The 15085-nt window shown below is 68.5% G+C and carries 15 protein-coding genes and 1 pseudogene; 3 read left to right on the top strand and 13 right to left on the bottom strand.

Going from position 1 to position 15085, the window contains the following annotated elements:
• From nuoL to QY307_08415, 12 genes and pseudogenes are all read right to left on the bottom strand, one after another.
• Positions 1-1866, bottom strand: a complete 1866-nt coding sequence (nuoL, locus tag QY307_08470; GenBank protein ID WKZ82113.1) for an NADH-quinone oxidoreductase subunit L — start codon at positions 1864-1866, stop codon at positions 1-3.
• On the bottom strand, positions 1863-2168 hold the full coding sequence (nuoK, locus tag QY307_08465; GenBank protein WKZ82112.1) for an NADH-quinone oxidoreductase subunit NuoK: 306 nt from the start codon (positions 2166-2168) through the stop codon (positions 1863-1865). Before nuoK ends, nuoL begins: the two co-directional genes overlap by 4 nt.
• The gene (locus QY307_08460; protein ID WKZ82111.1) at positions 2165-2683 is read right to left on the bottom strand and encodes an NADH-quinone oxidoreductase subunit J; all 519 of its coding nucleotides are present in this window, start codon (positions 2681-2683) and stop codon (positions 2165-2167) included. The genes nuoK and QY307_08460 overlap by 4 nt, the downstream gene beginning before the upstream one ends.
• Positions 2676-3335, bottom strand: a complete 660-nt coding sequence (gene nuoI / locus QY307_08455) for an NADH-quinone oxidoreductase subunit NuoI (GenBank protein WKZ82110.1) — start codon at positions 3333-3335, stop codon at positions 2676-2678. The genes QY307_08460 and nuoI overlap by 8 nt, the downstream gene beginning before the upstream one ends.
• 13 nt (positions 3336-3348) lie before the next feature.
• Complete coding sequence (gene nuoH / locus QY307_08450) at positions 3349-4455, bottom strand: NADH-quinone oxidoreductase subunit NuoH (GenBank protein ID WKZ82109.1); 1107 nt, start codon at positions 4453-4455, stop codon at positions 3349-3351.
• Positions 4452-6866, bottom strand: coding sequence for an NADH-quinone oxidoreductase subunit NuoG (gene nuoG / locus QY307_08445; protein ID WKZ82108.1), 2415 nt, complete (start codon positions 6864-6866; stop codon positions 4452-4454). The genes nuoH and nuoG overlap by 4 nt, the downstream gene beginning before the upstream one ends.
• Positions 6859-8139 (bottom strand): NADH-quinone oxidoreductase subunit NuoF, encoded by a 1281-nt coding sequence (gene nuoF, locus QY307_08440; GenBank protein ID WKZ82107.1) that lies wholly within the window; start codon positions 8137-8139, stop codon positions 6859-6861. Before nuoF ends, nuoG begins: the two co-directional genes overlap by 8 nt.
• A complete protein-coding gene (locus tag QY307_08435) occupies positions 8136-8741 on the bottom strand; it encodes an NAD(P)H-dependent oxidoreductase subunit E (protein ID WKZ82106.1) in 606 nt (201 codons plus the stop codon). The genes nuoF and QY307_08435 overlap by 4 nt, the downstream gene beginning before the upstream one ends.
• Positions 8738-10168, bottom strand: coding sequence for an NADH-quinone oxidoreductase subunit D (locus QY307_08430; protein ID WKZ82105.1), 1431 nt, complete (start codon positions 10166-10168; stop codon positions 8738-8740). Before QY307_08430 ends, QY307_08435 begins: the two co-directional genes overlap by 4 nt.
• Positions 10165-10635 carry an NADH-quinone oxidoreductase subunit C gene (locus QY307_08425; protein WKZ82104.1) on the bottom strand — a complete coding sequence of 157 codons (471 nt, stop codon included), beginning with the start codon at positions 10633-10635 and terminating at the stop codon, positions 10165-10167. The genes QY307_08430 and QY307_08425 overlap by 4 nt, the downstream gene beginning before the upstream one ends.
• A gap of 17 nt (positions 10636-10652) precedes the next feature.
• Positions 10653-11105, bottom strand: a pseudogene (locus QY307_08420) (NADH-quinone oxidoreductase subunit B family protein).
• On the bottom strand, positions 11105-11521 hold the full coding sequence (locus QY307_08415) for an NADH-quinone oxidoreductase subunit A (protein ID WKZ82103.1): 417 nt from the start codon (positions 11519-11521) through the stop codon (positions 11105-11107). The pseudogene QY307_08420 and the gene QY307_08415 overlap by 1 nt, the downstream one beginning before the upstream one ends.
• 130 nt (positions 11522-11651) lie before the next feature.
• Here QY307_08415 and QY307_08410 point away from each other — a divergent pair, with 130 nt between their 5' ends.
• Entirely contained in the window at positions 11652-12086 is a 435-nt protein-coding gene (locus QY307_08410; protein ID WKZ82102.1) for a DUF1761 domain-containing protein, read from the top strand.
• 93 nt (positions 12087-12179) lie between these two features.
• Positions 12180-12689, top strand: a complete 510-nt coding sequence (locus tag QY307_08405) for a GNAT family N-acetyltransferase (protein ID WKZ82101.1) — start codon at positions 12180-12182, stop codon at positions 12687-12689.
• Positions 12690-12765: 76 nt separating this feature from the next.
• On the opposite strand, the gene QY307_08400 is transcribed toward QY307_08405, so the two are convergent.
• A complete protein-coding gene (locus QY307_08400; protein ID WKZ82100.1) occupies positions 12766-14001 on the bottom strand; it encodes a geranylgeranyl reductase family protein in 1236 nt (411 codons plus the stop codon).
• 67 nt (positions 14002-14068) lie between these two features.
• On the opposite strand from QY307_08400, the gene QY307_08395 reads away from it, so the two are divergent.
• On the top strand, positions 14069-15085 hold the full coding sequence (locus QY307_08395; GenBank protein ID WKZ82099.1) for a threonine aldolase family protein: 1017 nt from the start codon (positions 14069-14071) through the stop codon (positions 15083-15085).

Raw genomic sequence — 15085 nt, 5'->3', positions numbered from 1 at the left:
TCACAGCGCCCCCCTGGTCAGGAACCAGGCGAGGAGGGCCACGCCGCCGAGCACCACGCCCAGGCCGTAGGTGCGCACCAACCCGGTCTGCAGAGGGCGCAGCCATCCCCCGACCCGCCGCACCAACCCACCGGCGCCTTCCACGGCTCCGTCGATCACCTCGGCATCGAAGCGGAACGCCATCCACGCCGCTCCCAACTTCCCTGCCCGGGCGAAGACCTGTCCGTAGACGTCGTCCACGTAGTAACCCCGGCCCAGCATCTGCCACAGACCGCCCTGCTCTTGGCGATAGGCCCGGTACCGGATGGCCGCCAGGCCGATCCCGACGACCGCCGCCAGCACCGACACCCCTGCCAGCATCACAGCGGTGGTCCCCGATGCCGGATGGGCCAGGTGGACCAGCTCGAACGCCGGGTCCAGGAAGTGCTCCAGGGCGGTGCGGAACGGTGTGTTGACCAGGCCACCGATCACCGAGAGCCCGGCCAGCAACACCAGTGGGGCCTTCATCGCCATGCCGGGATCGTGGGGCTCGACTCCGTCCGCCCACCGCGGGGTCCCGAAGAAGGTGAGCCACATCATGCGGGTCATGTAGAAGGCGGTGAGGGCAGCGGTGACCAGACCGACGCCGAAGAGCAGGCTCCAGCCCCCTCCTCTTTCGAACAGGGTCCCCAGGATCTCGTCCTTCGACCAGAACCCGGCCAGCGGCGGGAGGCCGGAGATGGCCAGCCAGGCGATCCCCATGGTGGCGAAGGTGACCGGCATGTGGCGGGCCAGGCCCCCCATCCGTCGCATGTCCTGCTCGTCGTGCATGCCGTGGATCACCGCACCGGCCCCGAGAAAGAGCAGCGCCTTGAAGAAGGCGTGGGTCATCAGGTGGAAGATCCCGGCGACGTACCCGGCGGCGCCGACCGCCATGAACATGTACCCCAGCTGCGAGATCGTCGAGTACGCCAGCACCTTCTTGATGTCGTTCTGGGCGAGGGCGATGGTGGCGGCGAACAGTGCGGTTGCCGCTCCGACGATCGCCACCGCGGCGCCGGCCACCTCGGAGGCGGCGAACACCGGGGCCGCCCGGGCCACCAGATACACGCCGGCGGTGACCATGGTGGCGGCATGGATCAGAGCCGAAACCGGCGTCGGCCCCTCCATGGCGTCGGGAAGCCACACATACAGCGGGAGCTGTGCCGACTTCCCGGCCGCTCCCACCAGGAACAGCAGGCCGATGGCGGTGGCGGTGCCTCCGGCGAGGCCATGGGCGCCCTCGAGCACCCGGTCGAAGTCGAGCCCGCCGAACTCGGAGAAGAGCAGCATGAGGGCGACGATGAACCCGACGTCGCCGACCCGGTTGACGATGAAGGCCTTCTTCCCGGCTGCGGCGGCGCTTTCCCGTTCGAACCAGAACGAGATCAACAGGTAGGAGCACAGGCCCACCAGTTCCCATCCCACGAAGAGCACGGCGAAGTCGTTGGCCAGCACCAGCGTGAGCATCGAGGCGACGAACAGGTTCAGGTAGGCGAAGAAGCGGGCGAAGCGGGGGTCGCCGTGCATGTAGCCGATGGAGAACAGGTGGATCAACGAGCCCACGCCGGTGACCACCAGGGTCATCAGCGCCGACAGAGGATCCCAGCGCAGTGCAAAGGTGACGCCGAAACCGGGCAGCCAGTCGAACCACTCCACGATCACCGTCTCGCCGTTCCCGGCGAAGAAGCCACCGGCGGCGATGGCGGCGCCGGCGAACGCCACGGCCACCGTGGCGGTCCCCAGCCACCCGGCGCGCGGTTCACCGATCCTCCGACCGGCGAAGAGCAGGAGGAGGGCGCCGGCGGCGGGCACCAGGATGGCTGCGGAGACGAGCGCTTCGGTCATCCGCGCATCTCCGCCAGCTCGTCCACCGATGCGCTGCGGCGGCGGCGGAACACGGTGACGATGATCGCCAGCCCGACCACCACCTCGGCGGCGGCGACCACCATCACGAACAGCACCGCCACCTGCCCGGAGATGGCGCCCAACTCGCGTCCCGCCGCCACGAAGGTGAGGTTGACCGCGTTGAGCATGAGCTCAACAGACATGAACATGACCAGGGCGTTGCGCCGCAGCAGCATCCCCCCGGTCCCGATGACGAAGAGGACCGCCGCCAGGGCCATGTACCAGCCGGGGGTGACGGTCATTCGCCCGCCTCCTCGCCGTCGCGGAACAGGGCCAGCGAGATGGCGCCGATCGCAGCCACGATCAGCAGCAGGGCGGTGACCTCGAACGGCAGCAGCCAGTTGCGCAACAGCTCCTGGCCGATGGCCTCGATGGTCCCCTCGGCGCCGCCGACGGTGGCGGTGGCACCGGTGACCCAGGCGTGGCGGCCGGCGAGCATCACTCCGGCGGCCAGCAGGACGATCAGGGTGATGGCCATCGGCCGCTGCAGGGGGAGGTTCTCCGAACGATCCTCGGCCTTGTCCACCCCGATCAGCATGATCACGAACAAAAACAGGGTCATCACCGCCCCGGCGTAGATGATCACCTGGACCACGCCGATGAAGTGCGCCGCGTTGGACACGTAGAACACGGCGATGGAGAACATGGTGAGCATCAGGCCGAGCGCCGAGTACACGGGGTTGCGGGCCCACACCATGGTCACGGCTCCGAAGAGGGCGACCAGGGCGAACACGACGAAGATCACGGTCTCAGCCATCGCCCGCCTCGCTCTCTGCAGGTGAGATGCTCTCGTCGGTGGCCTCGGAAGCGGCGCCGGCCGACTGGCCCTGCTCCGGCGGCCGGGTCCCGACACCGGCGGTGGGGCTCCAACCCACGACCCCCTGGTAGGCGGCCCGCCCGGATGGGGCGGTCGCCCGCATCCACCCGTCGGCGATGCGCAGCTCGCCGCGATCGAAGAGGATGCTGTCCGGCTGGGGGTGGGGCACGGCGCCGTCGGGATCCATGAGCAGCTCCGAACGGGTGTAGATGGCGTCCTCGCGGCTCGACACCGACATCTCGAACAGCTGCGTCATGGTGATCGCCTCGGTGGGGCATGCCTCGACGCAGAGCCCGCAGAAGATGCAGCGCAGCATGTTGATCTCGTACACGAAGCCGTAACGCTCACCGGCACTGACCGGGGCGTCCGCCGGGTTGTCCTTGCCCCGCACGTAGATGCACCTGGCGGGGCACACCCCGGCGCACAGCTCGCAGCCGATGCACTTCTCCATCCCGTCGGGAGCCCGGTTGAGCACATGACGGCCATGGAACCGCTGTGGCTTGACCCGCTTCTCCTCCGGGTACTGGATGGTCACCTTGGGTCGGAACATCTGGCGGAGGGTCACCAGGAATCCGGAGAATGGCCCGCTCATGGGTGTCGCCTCCTCATGACCAGGGCGCTCCGAAGGACTGCCACGCCCGCACCAGTGCGAACAGCACCAGCCACACAAGCGAGAGGGGTATCAGCCGCTTCCAGCCGAGGCTCATCAGTTGGTCGTATCGCAGCCGGGGAAGGCTGGCCCGGATCCAGATGAAGACGAACACGAAGGTGTAGGTCTTGAGGAGGAACCACGCAGTGGGCATAGCCCAGGCGATCCACGACGGGAGGCCGAAGTCGGGACCGAGCCATCCCCCGAAGAAGAGGGTGACGGCGATCGCCGAGACGTTGAACATGTTGATGTACTCGGCGAGGAAGAAGAGGGCGAACCGGATGCCCGAGTACTCGGTGTGGTACCCGCCGACGATCTCGCTCTCCGCCTCGACCAAGTCGAAAGGAGGCCGGTTGGTCTCGGCGACGGCGGCGACGAAGAAGATCAGGAACGAAGGCAACAGCCAGAACACGAACCACCCGGGGATGAAACCGCGGAACGAACCCGACTGCAGGGCGACGATCTGGGAGAACGACATCGTGCCGATCGTCGATACGCCGTTGGCGAGCTTGGCCGACGCCAGCACCACCACCGGGACCAGCGCCAGGCCCATCGCCGCCTCATAGGAGATCATCTGGGCGGTGGCCCGCACCCCGCCCAGCAGCGGGTACTTGGATCCCGAAGCCCATCCCGCCAACACCACGGCGTACACCGCCATCGAGGACATGGCGAGGATGAACAGCAGGGCCACGTTGAGGTCGGTCACCTGAAGATCGACGACGGTGGATCCGATGGTGATCGGCGCCCCGATCGGGACCACCAGGAACACCAGGAACGCCGGGATGGCGGCGGCGACCGGCGCCAGCAGGTAAAGGCCCAGCTCGACCTTGCGCGGCCTGATGCTCTCCTTGAAGAACAGCTTCACGCCGTCGGCGACCGTCTGCAGGATGCCGAAAGGACCCGCCCGGTTGGGCCCGTACCGGTTCTGCATGAGGGCGACCACGCGCCGCTCCATCCACACCAGCAGCAGGGTGGTCACCATGAGCAGGCCGAAGGCGACCACCGATTTCACCACTGCCGACCAGAACGGCGAGGCGAACAGGGTCTCGAGGAATCCCGTCATGACGGATCTCCGGCGGTCACCGACACCGCAGGATCTGTGCCCAGAGCGGTGGCCGGAGTCAGCGGGACGAAGACGGTGCCCTGGGGCAGGCCCGAGTCGATCTCGACCGGAGCCGTGATGGTGACGCCCCCGCTCTTCACGGTGGCCCTGTCCCCGGAGGCAAGGCCGAGGCGATCGGCGTCGTCGGGGTGCATGGCGACAGTGGGATCGGCGAGCAGCGGCGCCAGTGATGGCCCGGCGATCATCGTGGTGCCCCCCGAGTACAACCGGCGAGCCGAGTGCAGGGCCAGCGCGCCCGGGTCGGTGGCCTTCGCCGCGGCCGGCTCGTACCCCGGAAGGGACTCCTCGATGACGACCCCGTCGCGACCCTCACCCCAGTCGAGGCTCTCCCAGGAGACCCTGGAGTACCCGGGTACGCACTGCGTGATCTCCTTCGCCAGCAGCGCCGCAGAGGCAGGGATGGCACCGCCGAGCCTCTCGGCGAGGTCGGCCAGGGCCTCGACCGCGGGCCGGGAGGCACCGACACCCGGGGCCACACGGTTGACCTTCTGCACCCGTCCCTCGAAGTTGGTGACCGTGCCCTCCACCTCGGCGAACCCGTCGACGGGGAACACCACCGCCGCATTTCGATTGGAGTCGTTGAGGAACATGTCGAACGAGACCACGAAGGCGCCGGAGGAGAAGGCGGAAGTGGCAAGGAGCCGCTCGGGGTGATCGCCCGCCGGGTCCGACCCGAGCAGGAGCAGCGCTCGTACCGAGCCGTCGCTCATGCCGGCAAGGATCTCGGAGGCGTTCCTTCCCGGGCCGGCCACAGGTGAGCCCCATGCGGAGGCCTGGGACTCCAATGCTGCGGCGTCTTCCGCGCGGCGACGGCCCGGAAGGAGGCCGGGCGAGATCCCCATGTCCAGGGCCCCGAACAGGTTTCCGCGGCGGGCGACCGGAAGCACCCGGGCGTCGGCGAGGCCGACCACGAACCGGGCGACCGCATCCGGCAGCTCCCGAGTGTCGGTGACCCCGGTGCGCCCGATCACCGCCACCACCGGACCCGAATCGAGTGCCGAACGGACCGCCTTCAAGTCGCCCTCCCCGGCGGCGAGACTTTGGAGCAGAGCGGGGCCCTCGCCGGGTCGGTACCGAAGCACGTGGTCGGCGTCCGGGTCGAGGCCGGTGGCGCCTGGAGCCACCACGATCAGGGTGGCTCCCAGTGCGGTGGCGGCGCGGCGCACCCGGAGGTGGAGCACAGGGAGCTCCTCCTTCAGGTCGGGACCCCACACCAGCACGGTTCGAGCCTGCTCCAGGTCTGCGATGACCGCACGCGGCGTGACACCGAGCAGGAAGTCGGCGGAAGGATCGTCACCCAGAGAGGCGTCGAGGCTGCCGGTCCCGATCACCGAGCGCAGGAGCCGGGAGAAGGCGTAGGCCTCTTCGTTGGTGCTGCGGGCGCCGCCGATGCCGGCGACCGAACCCGGACCATGTTCGGCGATGGTGGCACCGAGCCCGGCGGCTGCGGCCTCGAGCGCCTCCGGCCACGAGGCAGGAACCAGCTCGCCGTCCCGCCTCACCATGGGGGTGTCGAGCCGGGACGGAGACCTCAGGTGCTCGAACCCGAAACGCCCCCGGTCACACAGCCAGCCCTGATTGGTGGCGTCCACATCGACACCAATGATGCGGACCACCTCGTTGTGGGAGGCCTGGACCGACACCCGGCAGCCCACGGCACAGGTGGTACAAGTGCTCTCGGCGGCCTCCAGGTCCCAGGGCCGAGCCTTGAACCGGAAGGGCTTGGCGGTCAAAGCCCCCACGGGACACAGCTGCACAGTGTTTCCGGAGAAGTAGGAGGCGAACGGATCATCGGGAAAGGTGTTGACCTGGGTGTGGTTCCCCCGGTCGATGAACTCGATCAGCGGGTCCCCGGCGATCTCGTCGGCGAACCGGGTGCAGCGGGCGCAGAGGATGCAGCGCTCCCGGTCGAGCAGCACCAGGTCGTTGATCGGTATCGGCTTCTCGAAGTGGCGCTTCTCCTCGACATAGCGGCTCTCTCCGGGGCCGTGCGACATCGTCTGATCCTGAAGCGGACACTCCCCGCCCTTGTCGCACACCGGACAGTCGAGGGGGTGGTTGATGAGGAGGAACTCGAGGACACCTTCCTGGGCCTTCTTCACCGTCTCGGAGGCGGTGTGGACCACCATCCCTTCCCCAACCGGCGTGGTGCACGACGTTGTGAGCATCCGCCCGCGTGGTCCCTCGACCTCGACGAGGCACATCCGGCACATTCCCACCGGGTCCATGCGGGCGTGCCAGCAGAAGCGGGGGATGTAGGTGCCCGCCTTCTCTGCGGCGGCTATCAGCAGCTCGCCCGCCTCCGCCTCGACCTCGCGGCCGTCGAGCGTGATCTTCACGACCTCAGCCACCGCTGCCCACCCCCTCCGGGATCATCGCCGCCACCTCGTCGCGGAAGTGGGTCATGATCGAGACGATCGGCGACACCGCCGACGGGCCGAGAGGGCAGATCGTGGTCATCACCGGCGGCCATCTCAGCCCGGCGCTGATGCCGCCGCCAACCTCGAGCAGCAGGTCGAGATCGGCGCGACGGCCGCTGCCTGAGATGATCCGTTGCAGGATCCTCTCCAACCATGTGGTCCCCTCGCGACAGGGAGTGCACTGCCCGCAGGACTCGTGGGCGAAGAAGCGCACGATGCTGAGGGCCGCCGAGACCACGTTGGTGGTCTCGTCCATGACCACGACCGCCCCCGACCCGAGCATCGAACCGAGGCGGGCGGCGTCGTCGTTGGTGACCGGCTCGTCGAGCATCGCCGGCGTGAACCAGGGGGCGGATGCACCGCCCGGGATCCAGCACTTGAGCTCCCGGCCGTCGCGAATGCCCCCGCCCAGTCCGTAGATCATGTCGCGCCAGGTCATTCCCATGACGACCTCGTGGTTGCCGGGCCGCGCCACGTGGCCGGACAGAGAGAACAACCGCGTGCCCCGCGAGCCCTCGGGCCCGATGGCGTCGTAGGCGGCCCCGCCGTTGAGCACGATCCAGGGCAGATTGGACAGCGTCTCCACGTTGTTGACGATCGTGGGACGGGAGTACAGCCCGGCGACTGCGGGGAACGGGGGCTTGATCCGTGGCTCTCCCCGCTTCCCCTCCAGGCTGTTGAGCAGAGCGGTCTCCTCGCCGCAGATGTACGCCCCACCGCCGAGATGAACGGTCACCTCGAGCGAGAAGCCTCCCCCCATCACCGACCTGCCCAGGTAGCCGGCGGCGTATGCCTCTTCGACCGCCCGCTGCACGCGACGCGCCGGTCGGGCGTACTCGCCTCTGACGTAGACGAAGGCATGGTTGACGCCGAGGGCGTAGGCGGTGATGACGATGCCCTCGACCAGCTGGTGCGGGTCCCGCTCGAGGAGTTGGCGGTCCTTGAAGGTGCCCGGCTCCGACTCGTCGGCGTTGATCACCAGGTAGCGGGGCTGGGCGGAGGCGAGGAAGCCCCACTTGACACCGGTGGGGAAGCCGGCACCACCACGGCCCTTGAGGTTGGACGACTTGATCTCGGCGATCAGGTCGTCGGGCTCCATCGCCAGCGCCTTCTCCAGTGCCTTGTAACCGCCCGTCTCGAGATACCGCTTCAGGGTGTGCGAGTCCTCGCGGTGGGCCTCCATCCGTTCGGTGAGGATCTTCACGGCGCCACCGTCCCGAACGGCTCGAACGCCGGGAACGGGCCCCGAGCAGCAGCCTCCTCCTCCGGGCCCCAGTCGAAGGCCCGGTCGCCGCCGAAACGCTCCTGAAGGTCGTCGCCGCGTACCTCGGCGGGTTTCGCCTGGCGCAGCCAGTGAACCAGCTCGGCGACCTTCTCCGGGGTGAGCCCTTCCACCGTCTCGTAATCGACCTGGATCGCAGGTGCGCCCCCGCAGGCACCGATGCACTCCGCCGACTCGACGGTGACCGTCCCATCTTCCGAAGTGCCGCCAGGATGGGTGCCGGCGGCATCGACGGCTGCGTCGAGCACCTCGCCGGCGCCGCGCAGGTGACACGAGATCGATCGGCACACCGACACCAGATGGGCGCCCACCTCCTGCTTGAACATGTTGTAGAACGACGCCACCGACTCCACCTGCACCGGAGTCATCCCGGTGAGGACCCCCACCTGCCGCATCCCCTCCTCGGTGAGCCGTCCTTCGATCCCCATCACCAGGTAGAGGAGGGGCATCACCGCCGAGCGACGATCCGGATAGCGGGCGATGATCGCCTCGGCCCGCTCGTCGGCGGAGGCGTCCCAGATCATCGGTCCACGTCCCCGATCACCGTGTCCACCGAGGCGAGGGTGGCGATGGTGTCGGCAAGGAGCGATCCGGCGAGCATCGCCGGAACCGCCTGCAGGTTGGCGAACGAGGGCCCGCGAACGTGGAGTCGCCACGGCTTCGACCCTCCGGACGAGACCAGGTACATCCCCAACTCGCCGCGCGCCGACTCCACGGCCTGGTAGGTCTCCCCGGCAGGGACCTTGAACCCTTCGGTGAAGATCTTGAAATGGTGGATCAGGGCCTCCATCGACTGGTCTATGCGGGCCCGGGGCGGCGGCGTCACCTTGCGGTCCTCGGTGCGCCAGTCCCCTGCAGGGATGGTGTCGCGTACCTGCTCCACGATCCGGAGGGACTGGCGGATCTCCTCGAAGCGGACCAGGAACCGATCGTGCACGTCGCAGCCGGAGAACACCGGGACCTCGAACTGGTATTGCTCGATGCCCGAGTACGGGAAGTGGGTGCGCACGTCGTAGTCGATCCCGGAGGCGCGCGCCACCGGGCCGGTGACCCCGTAGGCGCGGCACTCGTCGGCGGTGACCAACCCGACGCCAACTGTTCGTTCCAGGAAGATCGGGTTGCCGAGAAGCAGCTCCTCGTACTCGGCGAGGCCCCGCTCCACGCCGGTGACGATGCCGGTTATGTCGTCCTCCCAGCCGTCGGGTAGATCGGCGGCGACGCCCCCGGGGCGGATGTAGTTGTGGTTCATCCGCAGTCCGGTCGTCTTCTCGAAGAAGCCGAGGACCAGCTCCCGGTCGCGCCACCCGTAGAGCATCATCGAGATGGCCCCGATGTCCATGCCGGTGGTGGCGCTCCACAGCAGGTGGCTGGCCACCCGGTTCAACTCGGTCATCAGGATGCGGATCGCCTGGGCGCGCACCGGCACCTCGACACCGAGCAATCGCTCCGTCGCAAGCGAGAAGCACAGCTCGTTGTGCAGGGGCGAGAGATAGTCCATCCGGGTGACGTTGGTCGGGCCCTGCATGAAGGTGAGGGCCTCGGCCGTCTTCTCCATCCCGGTGTGGAGGTAGCCGATGATCGGCTTGACGCGACGAATGGTCTCGCCATCCATCTCCACCTGGAGCCGTAGCACCCCGTGGGTGGCCGGATGCTGCGGGCCGAGGTTGACGATCTGGGTCTCGTCGTCGTCGCTGCCGGCGGTGTCGTAGTCGTCGAGGACCGAGGTGCCCATCTGCGCCTTGCGGGTCGCCTCCGACTCATCGGGAACCATCTCCTGGCCGCCCTCCGAGGTGAACCCGGCGAGGTCGGCAGGGGTGTCGGTGCCGGTAAGCCATAGGTCGTGCATGGCGGTGCGGCCGGAGCCTGCGGAGGCGGGACCAGCCGACGGGCCGACCTGGGCGCCATGCGGCGCCTCCAGGTCTCCGGTAACGAGGTCGGGGGGTTTGCTCACGTCGCTCGGTTCGCTTCCTTGAACTGCACCGGAACCGATCCCACCGCAGCGTCCTTGCGAAGCGGATGGCCCACCCACTCGTCGGGGAGCAGGATCCTGGTCAGGTCGGGATGGCCCTCGAACTCGATCCCGAACAAGTCGAACGCCTCGCGCTCGAAGAAGTTGGCTCCGGCGAACACGCCGGTAAGCGTGGGGACCACCGGATCCTCGGCGGGCACTCCGACGAGGATGCGAAGCAACTCGGGAGGTTCGAGCGAGAGCAGATGCACGACGACCTCGAACCTCGGGCTGCGGGTGAGGTGATCGACGCCGCAGAGATCGATCCAGGTGTCGAAGCCGGCGCCGCGTGCCGACTCGGCGAAGGCGGCCATCGACTCGCGCGGCAGGCGCACCACCGCCTGCCCGAGGGAGTCCTCGACCGAGGCCCCCGGGAAGCCGGCCACCAGGGCGTCGATGCGCTCGCTCACGCTCGCCTCCCTGCGGCAGCCCGCACCTGTTCGTGGAGGGTGAGGATGCCGTGCATCAGCGACTGTGGCCCCGGCGGGCACCCCGGCACGTAGACGTCGACCGGCACCACCTGGTCGACACCCTGCACCAGGGCGTAGTTGTTGAACATTCCCCCACTCGAAGCGCAGGCACCCATCGAGATCACCCACTTGGGCTCGGGCATCTGGTCGTACACCTGGCGAAGGACCGGAGCCATCTTCTGCGACACCCTGCCCGCCACGATCATCAGGTCGGCCTGGCGCGGGGAGGCGCGAAACACCTCCATTCCGAATCGGGCCAGGTCGTTGTGGGCGGCGCCGGTGGCCATCATCTCGATGGCGCAGCACGCCAGCCCGAACGAGGCGGGCCACATGGAGCGGGTACGAGCCCAGGCCACCGCCTTCTCCAGGGTGGCGGTGAGCAGGTTCGGCGGCCCCGACGCCCCAGCCACTAGGCGGCCTCCCCGAGAGGCTCGGTGGCCTCTGCCCGATACCGCTGCCGCACGGGGACGTTCCAGTCGAGCGCCCCGCGCTTCCAAACGTACACCAGGGTCTCGATGAGCAGCAGCGTGAACACTCCCACGGCGCCGACCCCGTACCAACCGAGGCTGTGGAACACCACGGCCCAGGCGAACAGGAAAACGATCTCGATGTCGAACAGGACGAACAGCATCGCCACCAGATAGAACCTCACCGGAAAGCGCTGAACCGGTTCCTGCAGTGGGACGATGCCGCACTCGTACGGCTCCAGCTTCTCCGGGGTGGGCCGGCTGACGGTGAGCAGCCGGGAGGCCAGCACCGAGATCACGGCGAAGGCGACCACGATCCCGAACATGATGGCGATGGGGAGGTACGCGGTGAGCGACATGTCTCCGGGTTGTGACGGTCGCGGCGGAGATTAGGTCCCCGTTCCGGCCGGTCGAAACCGAGCGTTCTGCCCGACGCGGCCCTCCGTCGTCAGTTAGCGTCCGGGCTGCAACCGACCGGAAGGGAAGACCGTGACGTTCAGCAACTTCTTCGACTCGCTCGGAGACCTCGACTGGCTGGCGGTGCTTGCGGGCACCGTGGCCATCTTCGTACTCGGGTGGCTCTGGTACGGGCCGCTCCTCGGCAAGGCCTGGGCACGGGAGAACAACGTGTCGGCCGACGGATCGTTCGAGCCCAAGGAGATGATCCTCGGGTTCGTCCAGTTCCTCGTGCTCAACATCGGAATCGCCTACTTCATCCCGGCGCTCCATGTGGCGTTCCAGAACCCGGCGTCGTTCGAGACGCTGGTGATGTCGTCGCTGGCACTCGGGATCTTCGTGGTAGGCGCCTTCGCCGTGAGCTCGGTGATCTGGCTGAAGAAGTCGTGGACCGGCTTCGCCATCGATGCCGGCTTCGCCGTCGTCGGGATCGCACTGGCCTCGTGGGTGCAGGACCTGGTCGCCTGACACCGACACCGTTGCCAACTGGCCGGCCCCCATGGGGCCGGCCAGTTGCGCGCCAGGACCCTGCTCCCGGTGGAGGCGCCTACCTTTGACCCGATGAGCAGCCCCCGGATCGTCCCCTACTCCTCGGAGCAGTACGACGCCTGCCGCTCCCTGTGGGTGGAACTCACCGAGCATCACCGCCTGATCTACGGCGCCCCGGGCATCGGTGGCGACGATCCTGGCGGCGACTGGGACCGCCATCTGGCATCACCGCTTCGGCTGGGCACCTGGGTGGCGGTCGTCGACGGGGTGGTGGTCGGCCTGGTCGGCCTGCAGCGCACCGATCGCGACGGTGTGGAGGTCGAGCCGATGGTGGTCGGCGCGACCCACCGCGGCGCAGGCGTGGGCGGGGCACTCCTGGGACGGGTTCTCGACGAGTGCCACAGGATCGGCGAGTCCTCGATCTCCGTGCGACCGGTCGCCCGCAACACCGCCGCCCTGGCAGCCTTCAAGGCGATGGGCTTCACCACCGTGGGCATGGTCGAGCTCTTCATGGATCTCGACAGGCGCCAGGGAGGGTGGATCGAAGGGGTCACGATCGACGGGGTCGACCTCGACCGCTGAACGGGGCCCTCGCGATCCAGGGGCCGGAGAACGCCGGTCGCCGCTCGCGCATTCTCGGGTCAGGAGGCTCCTCGACCTACGGCTCGGGGCCCAGCCTTACCAACCGCTCCACCATCCCGAAAGCCGCCTCGGCGAGGTGGCGCTCGCCGGGCCGGAGCAGGTTGGCCATCACCCGCAGCGTCCATTCCATGAGGGTCCGGTTGCGCAGCCCGGTCCTGGTCAGTGCGCGCATCACGCCGGGGCGACCCACGGCTCGCACGAACGCCCGAGCCACGCGGTAGTACTGGTCGTAGGTGTCCACCACCTCGTCGCGATATCCCCACAACCGGCCGGGCTCGCCCGACTCCAGGGCAGCGGCGACATGGCTCGCAGCCATCCTCCCCGTCTCGTAGGCATAGGCGATGCCCTCTCCGTTGAACGGATTGATCGCCCCGGCGGCGTCGCCCACCAGCACCCAGTTGCGACCCACCAGCGGTCCCACGGAGAACGACATGGGCAGCTTGCCTCCCCGTTCCTCACCCAGTTGAGACTCCGGGCCCACCTCCCAATGGGGCGGGGCGGAGGCGACCATGGCCCGCATCAGGGTCGAGGTGTTCAGCTCCTTCCAGCGATGGAATGTGGAGAGGACGCCCACCCCGATGTTGACGGTGCCGTCGCCCATCGGGAACACCCACCCGTACCCGGGCACGGTGGCCCCGGCCTCGTCGTGCAGGTTGAGCTGGCTCTCCATGAACCCGTCCGACGACATCGGGCTGGAGAAGTAGGCCCGAGCCGCCAGGCCGTACGGAAGTCGGCGGTCCCGGACCGCTCCGAGCGCCCTGCCGAATCTGGAGAGTGAGCCGTCGGCCACGACCACGAACCCGGGGGTGATCCGGTCGACCCCGCCACCCGAACTCAACTCCACGGCGGCGATCCGGCCGCCCTCCATGACCGGATGCGCCGTGGTGTGCTGGATGACCTCGACACCCTGCTTTTCGGCGAGCCCCGCCACCTGCTGATCCAGGTCGGCACGCCTGATCACGCCTCCCCACGCCGGATAGACCGGATGGTCCGGCCACTCCATCTCGAGCACCAGCTCGCCGGCGTAGGCCCGCAGGCCGTCTACCCGGTGGAACTCGGCGGCGTCGAAGTCGAACCCCATCTCCGTGAGCTGGTGGATCGACCGGGGAGTGAGGCCGTCACCACAGGTCTTCTCCCGTGGATACTCCTTCTTCTCCACGAGCACGACCGAGTACCCGGCGCGGGCCAGCCAGTGTGCCGCCGCCGAACCACCCGGACCGCCTCCTACGACGAGGACGTCTCTCTTGACCATGGAGCCCAGCAGGCTAGGTGTCTCACCGGCACTCCCGGGATCGGCTAGCCCTATCGTTGCCATCCTCATGATCGACCTGTTCTCCGACACCCACACCCTTCCCGACCGCGGGATGCGCAAGGCGATGGCGGAAGCCGATGTAGGCGACGAGCAACTCGGGGAGGACCCCACGACCCGCCGCCTGGAGGAACGCGTGGCCGAGATCCTCGGGATGGAGAAGGCCGCCTTCCTTCCGTCGGGTTCGATGTGCAACAAGGTCGGGATCTCCGCCCTCACCCGACCCGGGGATGCGGTGGTCTGCGACCACCGGGCCCACCTGTTCCGCTCCGAGGCAGGCGGGTCGGCGGTGCTGTCGGGGATCGTCTACGAGCCCATCGCCACCGAGTCGGGGTGGTTCACCGCCGAGCAGCTGGGGGCGGCCCTGGACCCGGGAAGCCTATACCAGCCCCGGACTTCGGTGGTGAGCCTGGAGCAGACCCACAACTTCGCCGGGGGGACGGTGTGGCCGCTGGACGAGTACCTCGCCGTCTGCGACCTGGGGAGGCGGAGCGGGGCGAGGGTGCATGTCGACGGTGCCCGTCTGTTCAACGCGGTCGTCGCCACCGGGGTGCCGGCCGATCGCTGGGCGGCCCCGGCAGACTCGATCTGGGTGGACTTCTCCAAGGGTCTGGGCGGCCCGGGTGGGGCGGCGATCGCCGGAAGCGAGGAGTTCATCGCCGAGGCCACCCGCTTCAAGTACATGTACGGCGGGGCCATGCGCCAGTCGGGGATCCTGGCGGCGGCGGCACTCCATGGGCTGGAACACAACCTGGACCGCCTCACCGAAGACCACGCCAACGCCGCCCGTCTCGCAGGGGGGCTCTCCGAGGTCGGGCTGGCGGTGTCGGCCCCCGAGACCAACATGGTCTACTTCGATCCGCCTCCAGGCAGGACGCTCGGGGAGTTCCTAGACGCCCTGCGGCTCGAAGGGGTACGCGCCTCTGGAATCCAGGGACGGGTGAGGATGGTGACCCATCTCGGGGTCGACGATGCTGCCGTGGCCGCCGCGGTCACGACGGTCGGTCGGGTGGTCGGCGGCGCCTAG

Source organism: Acidimicrobiia bacterium, from assembly GCA_030584185.1.
In the GTDB taxonomy this organism is placed as follows: Bacteria; Actinomycetota; Acidimicrobiia; order Spongiisociales; family UBA11373.
Note: the sequence above shows the minus strand (reverse complement) of the source record. Positions and strands in the feature narration are given on the sequence as shown.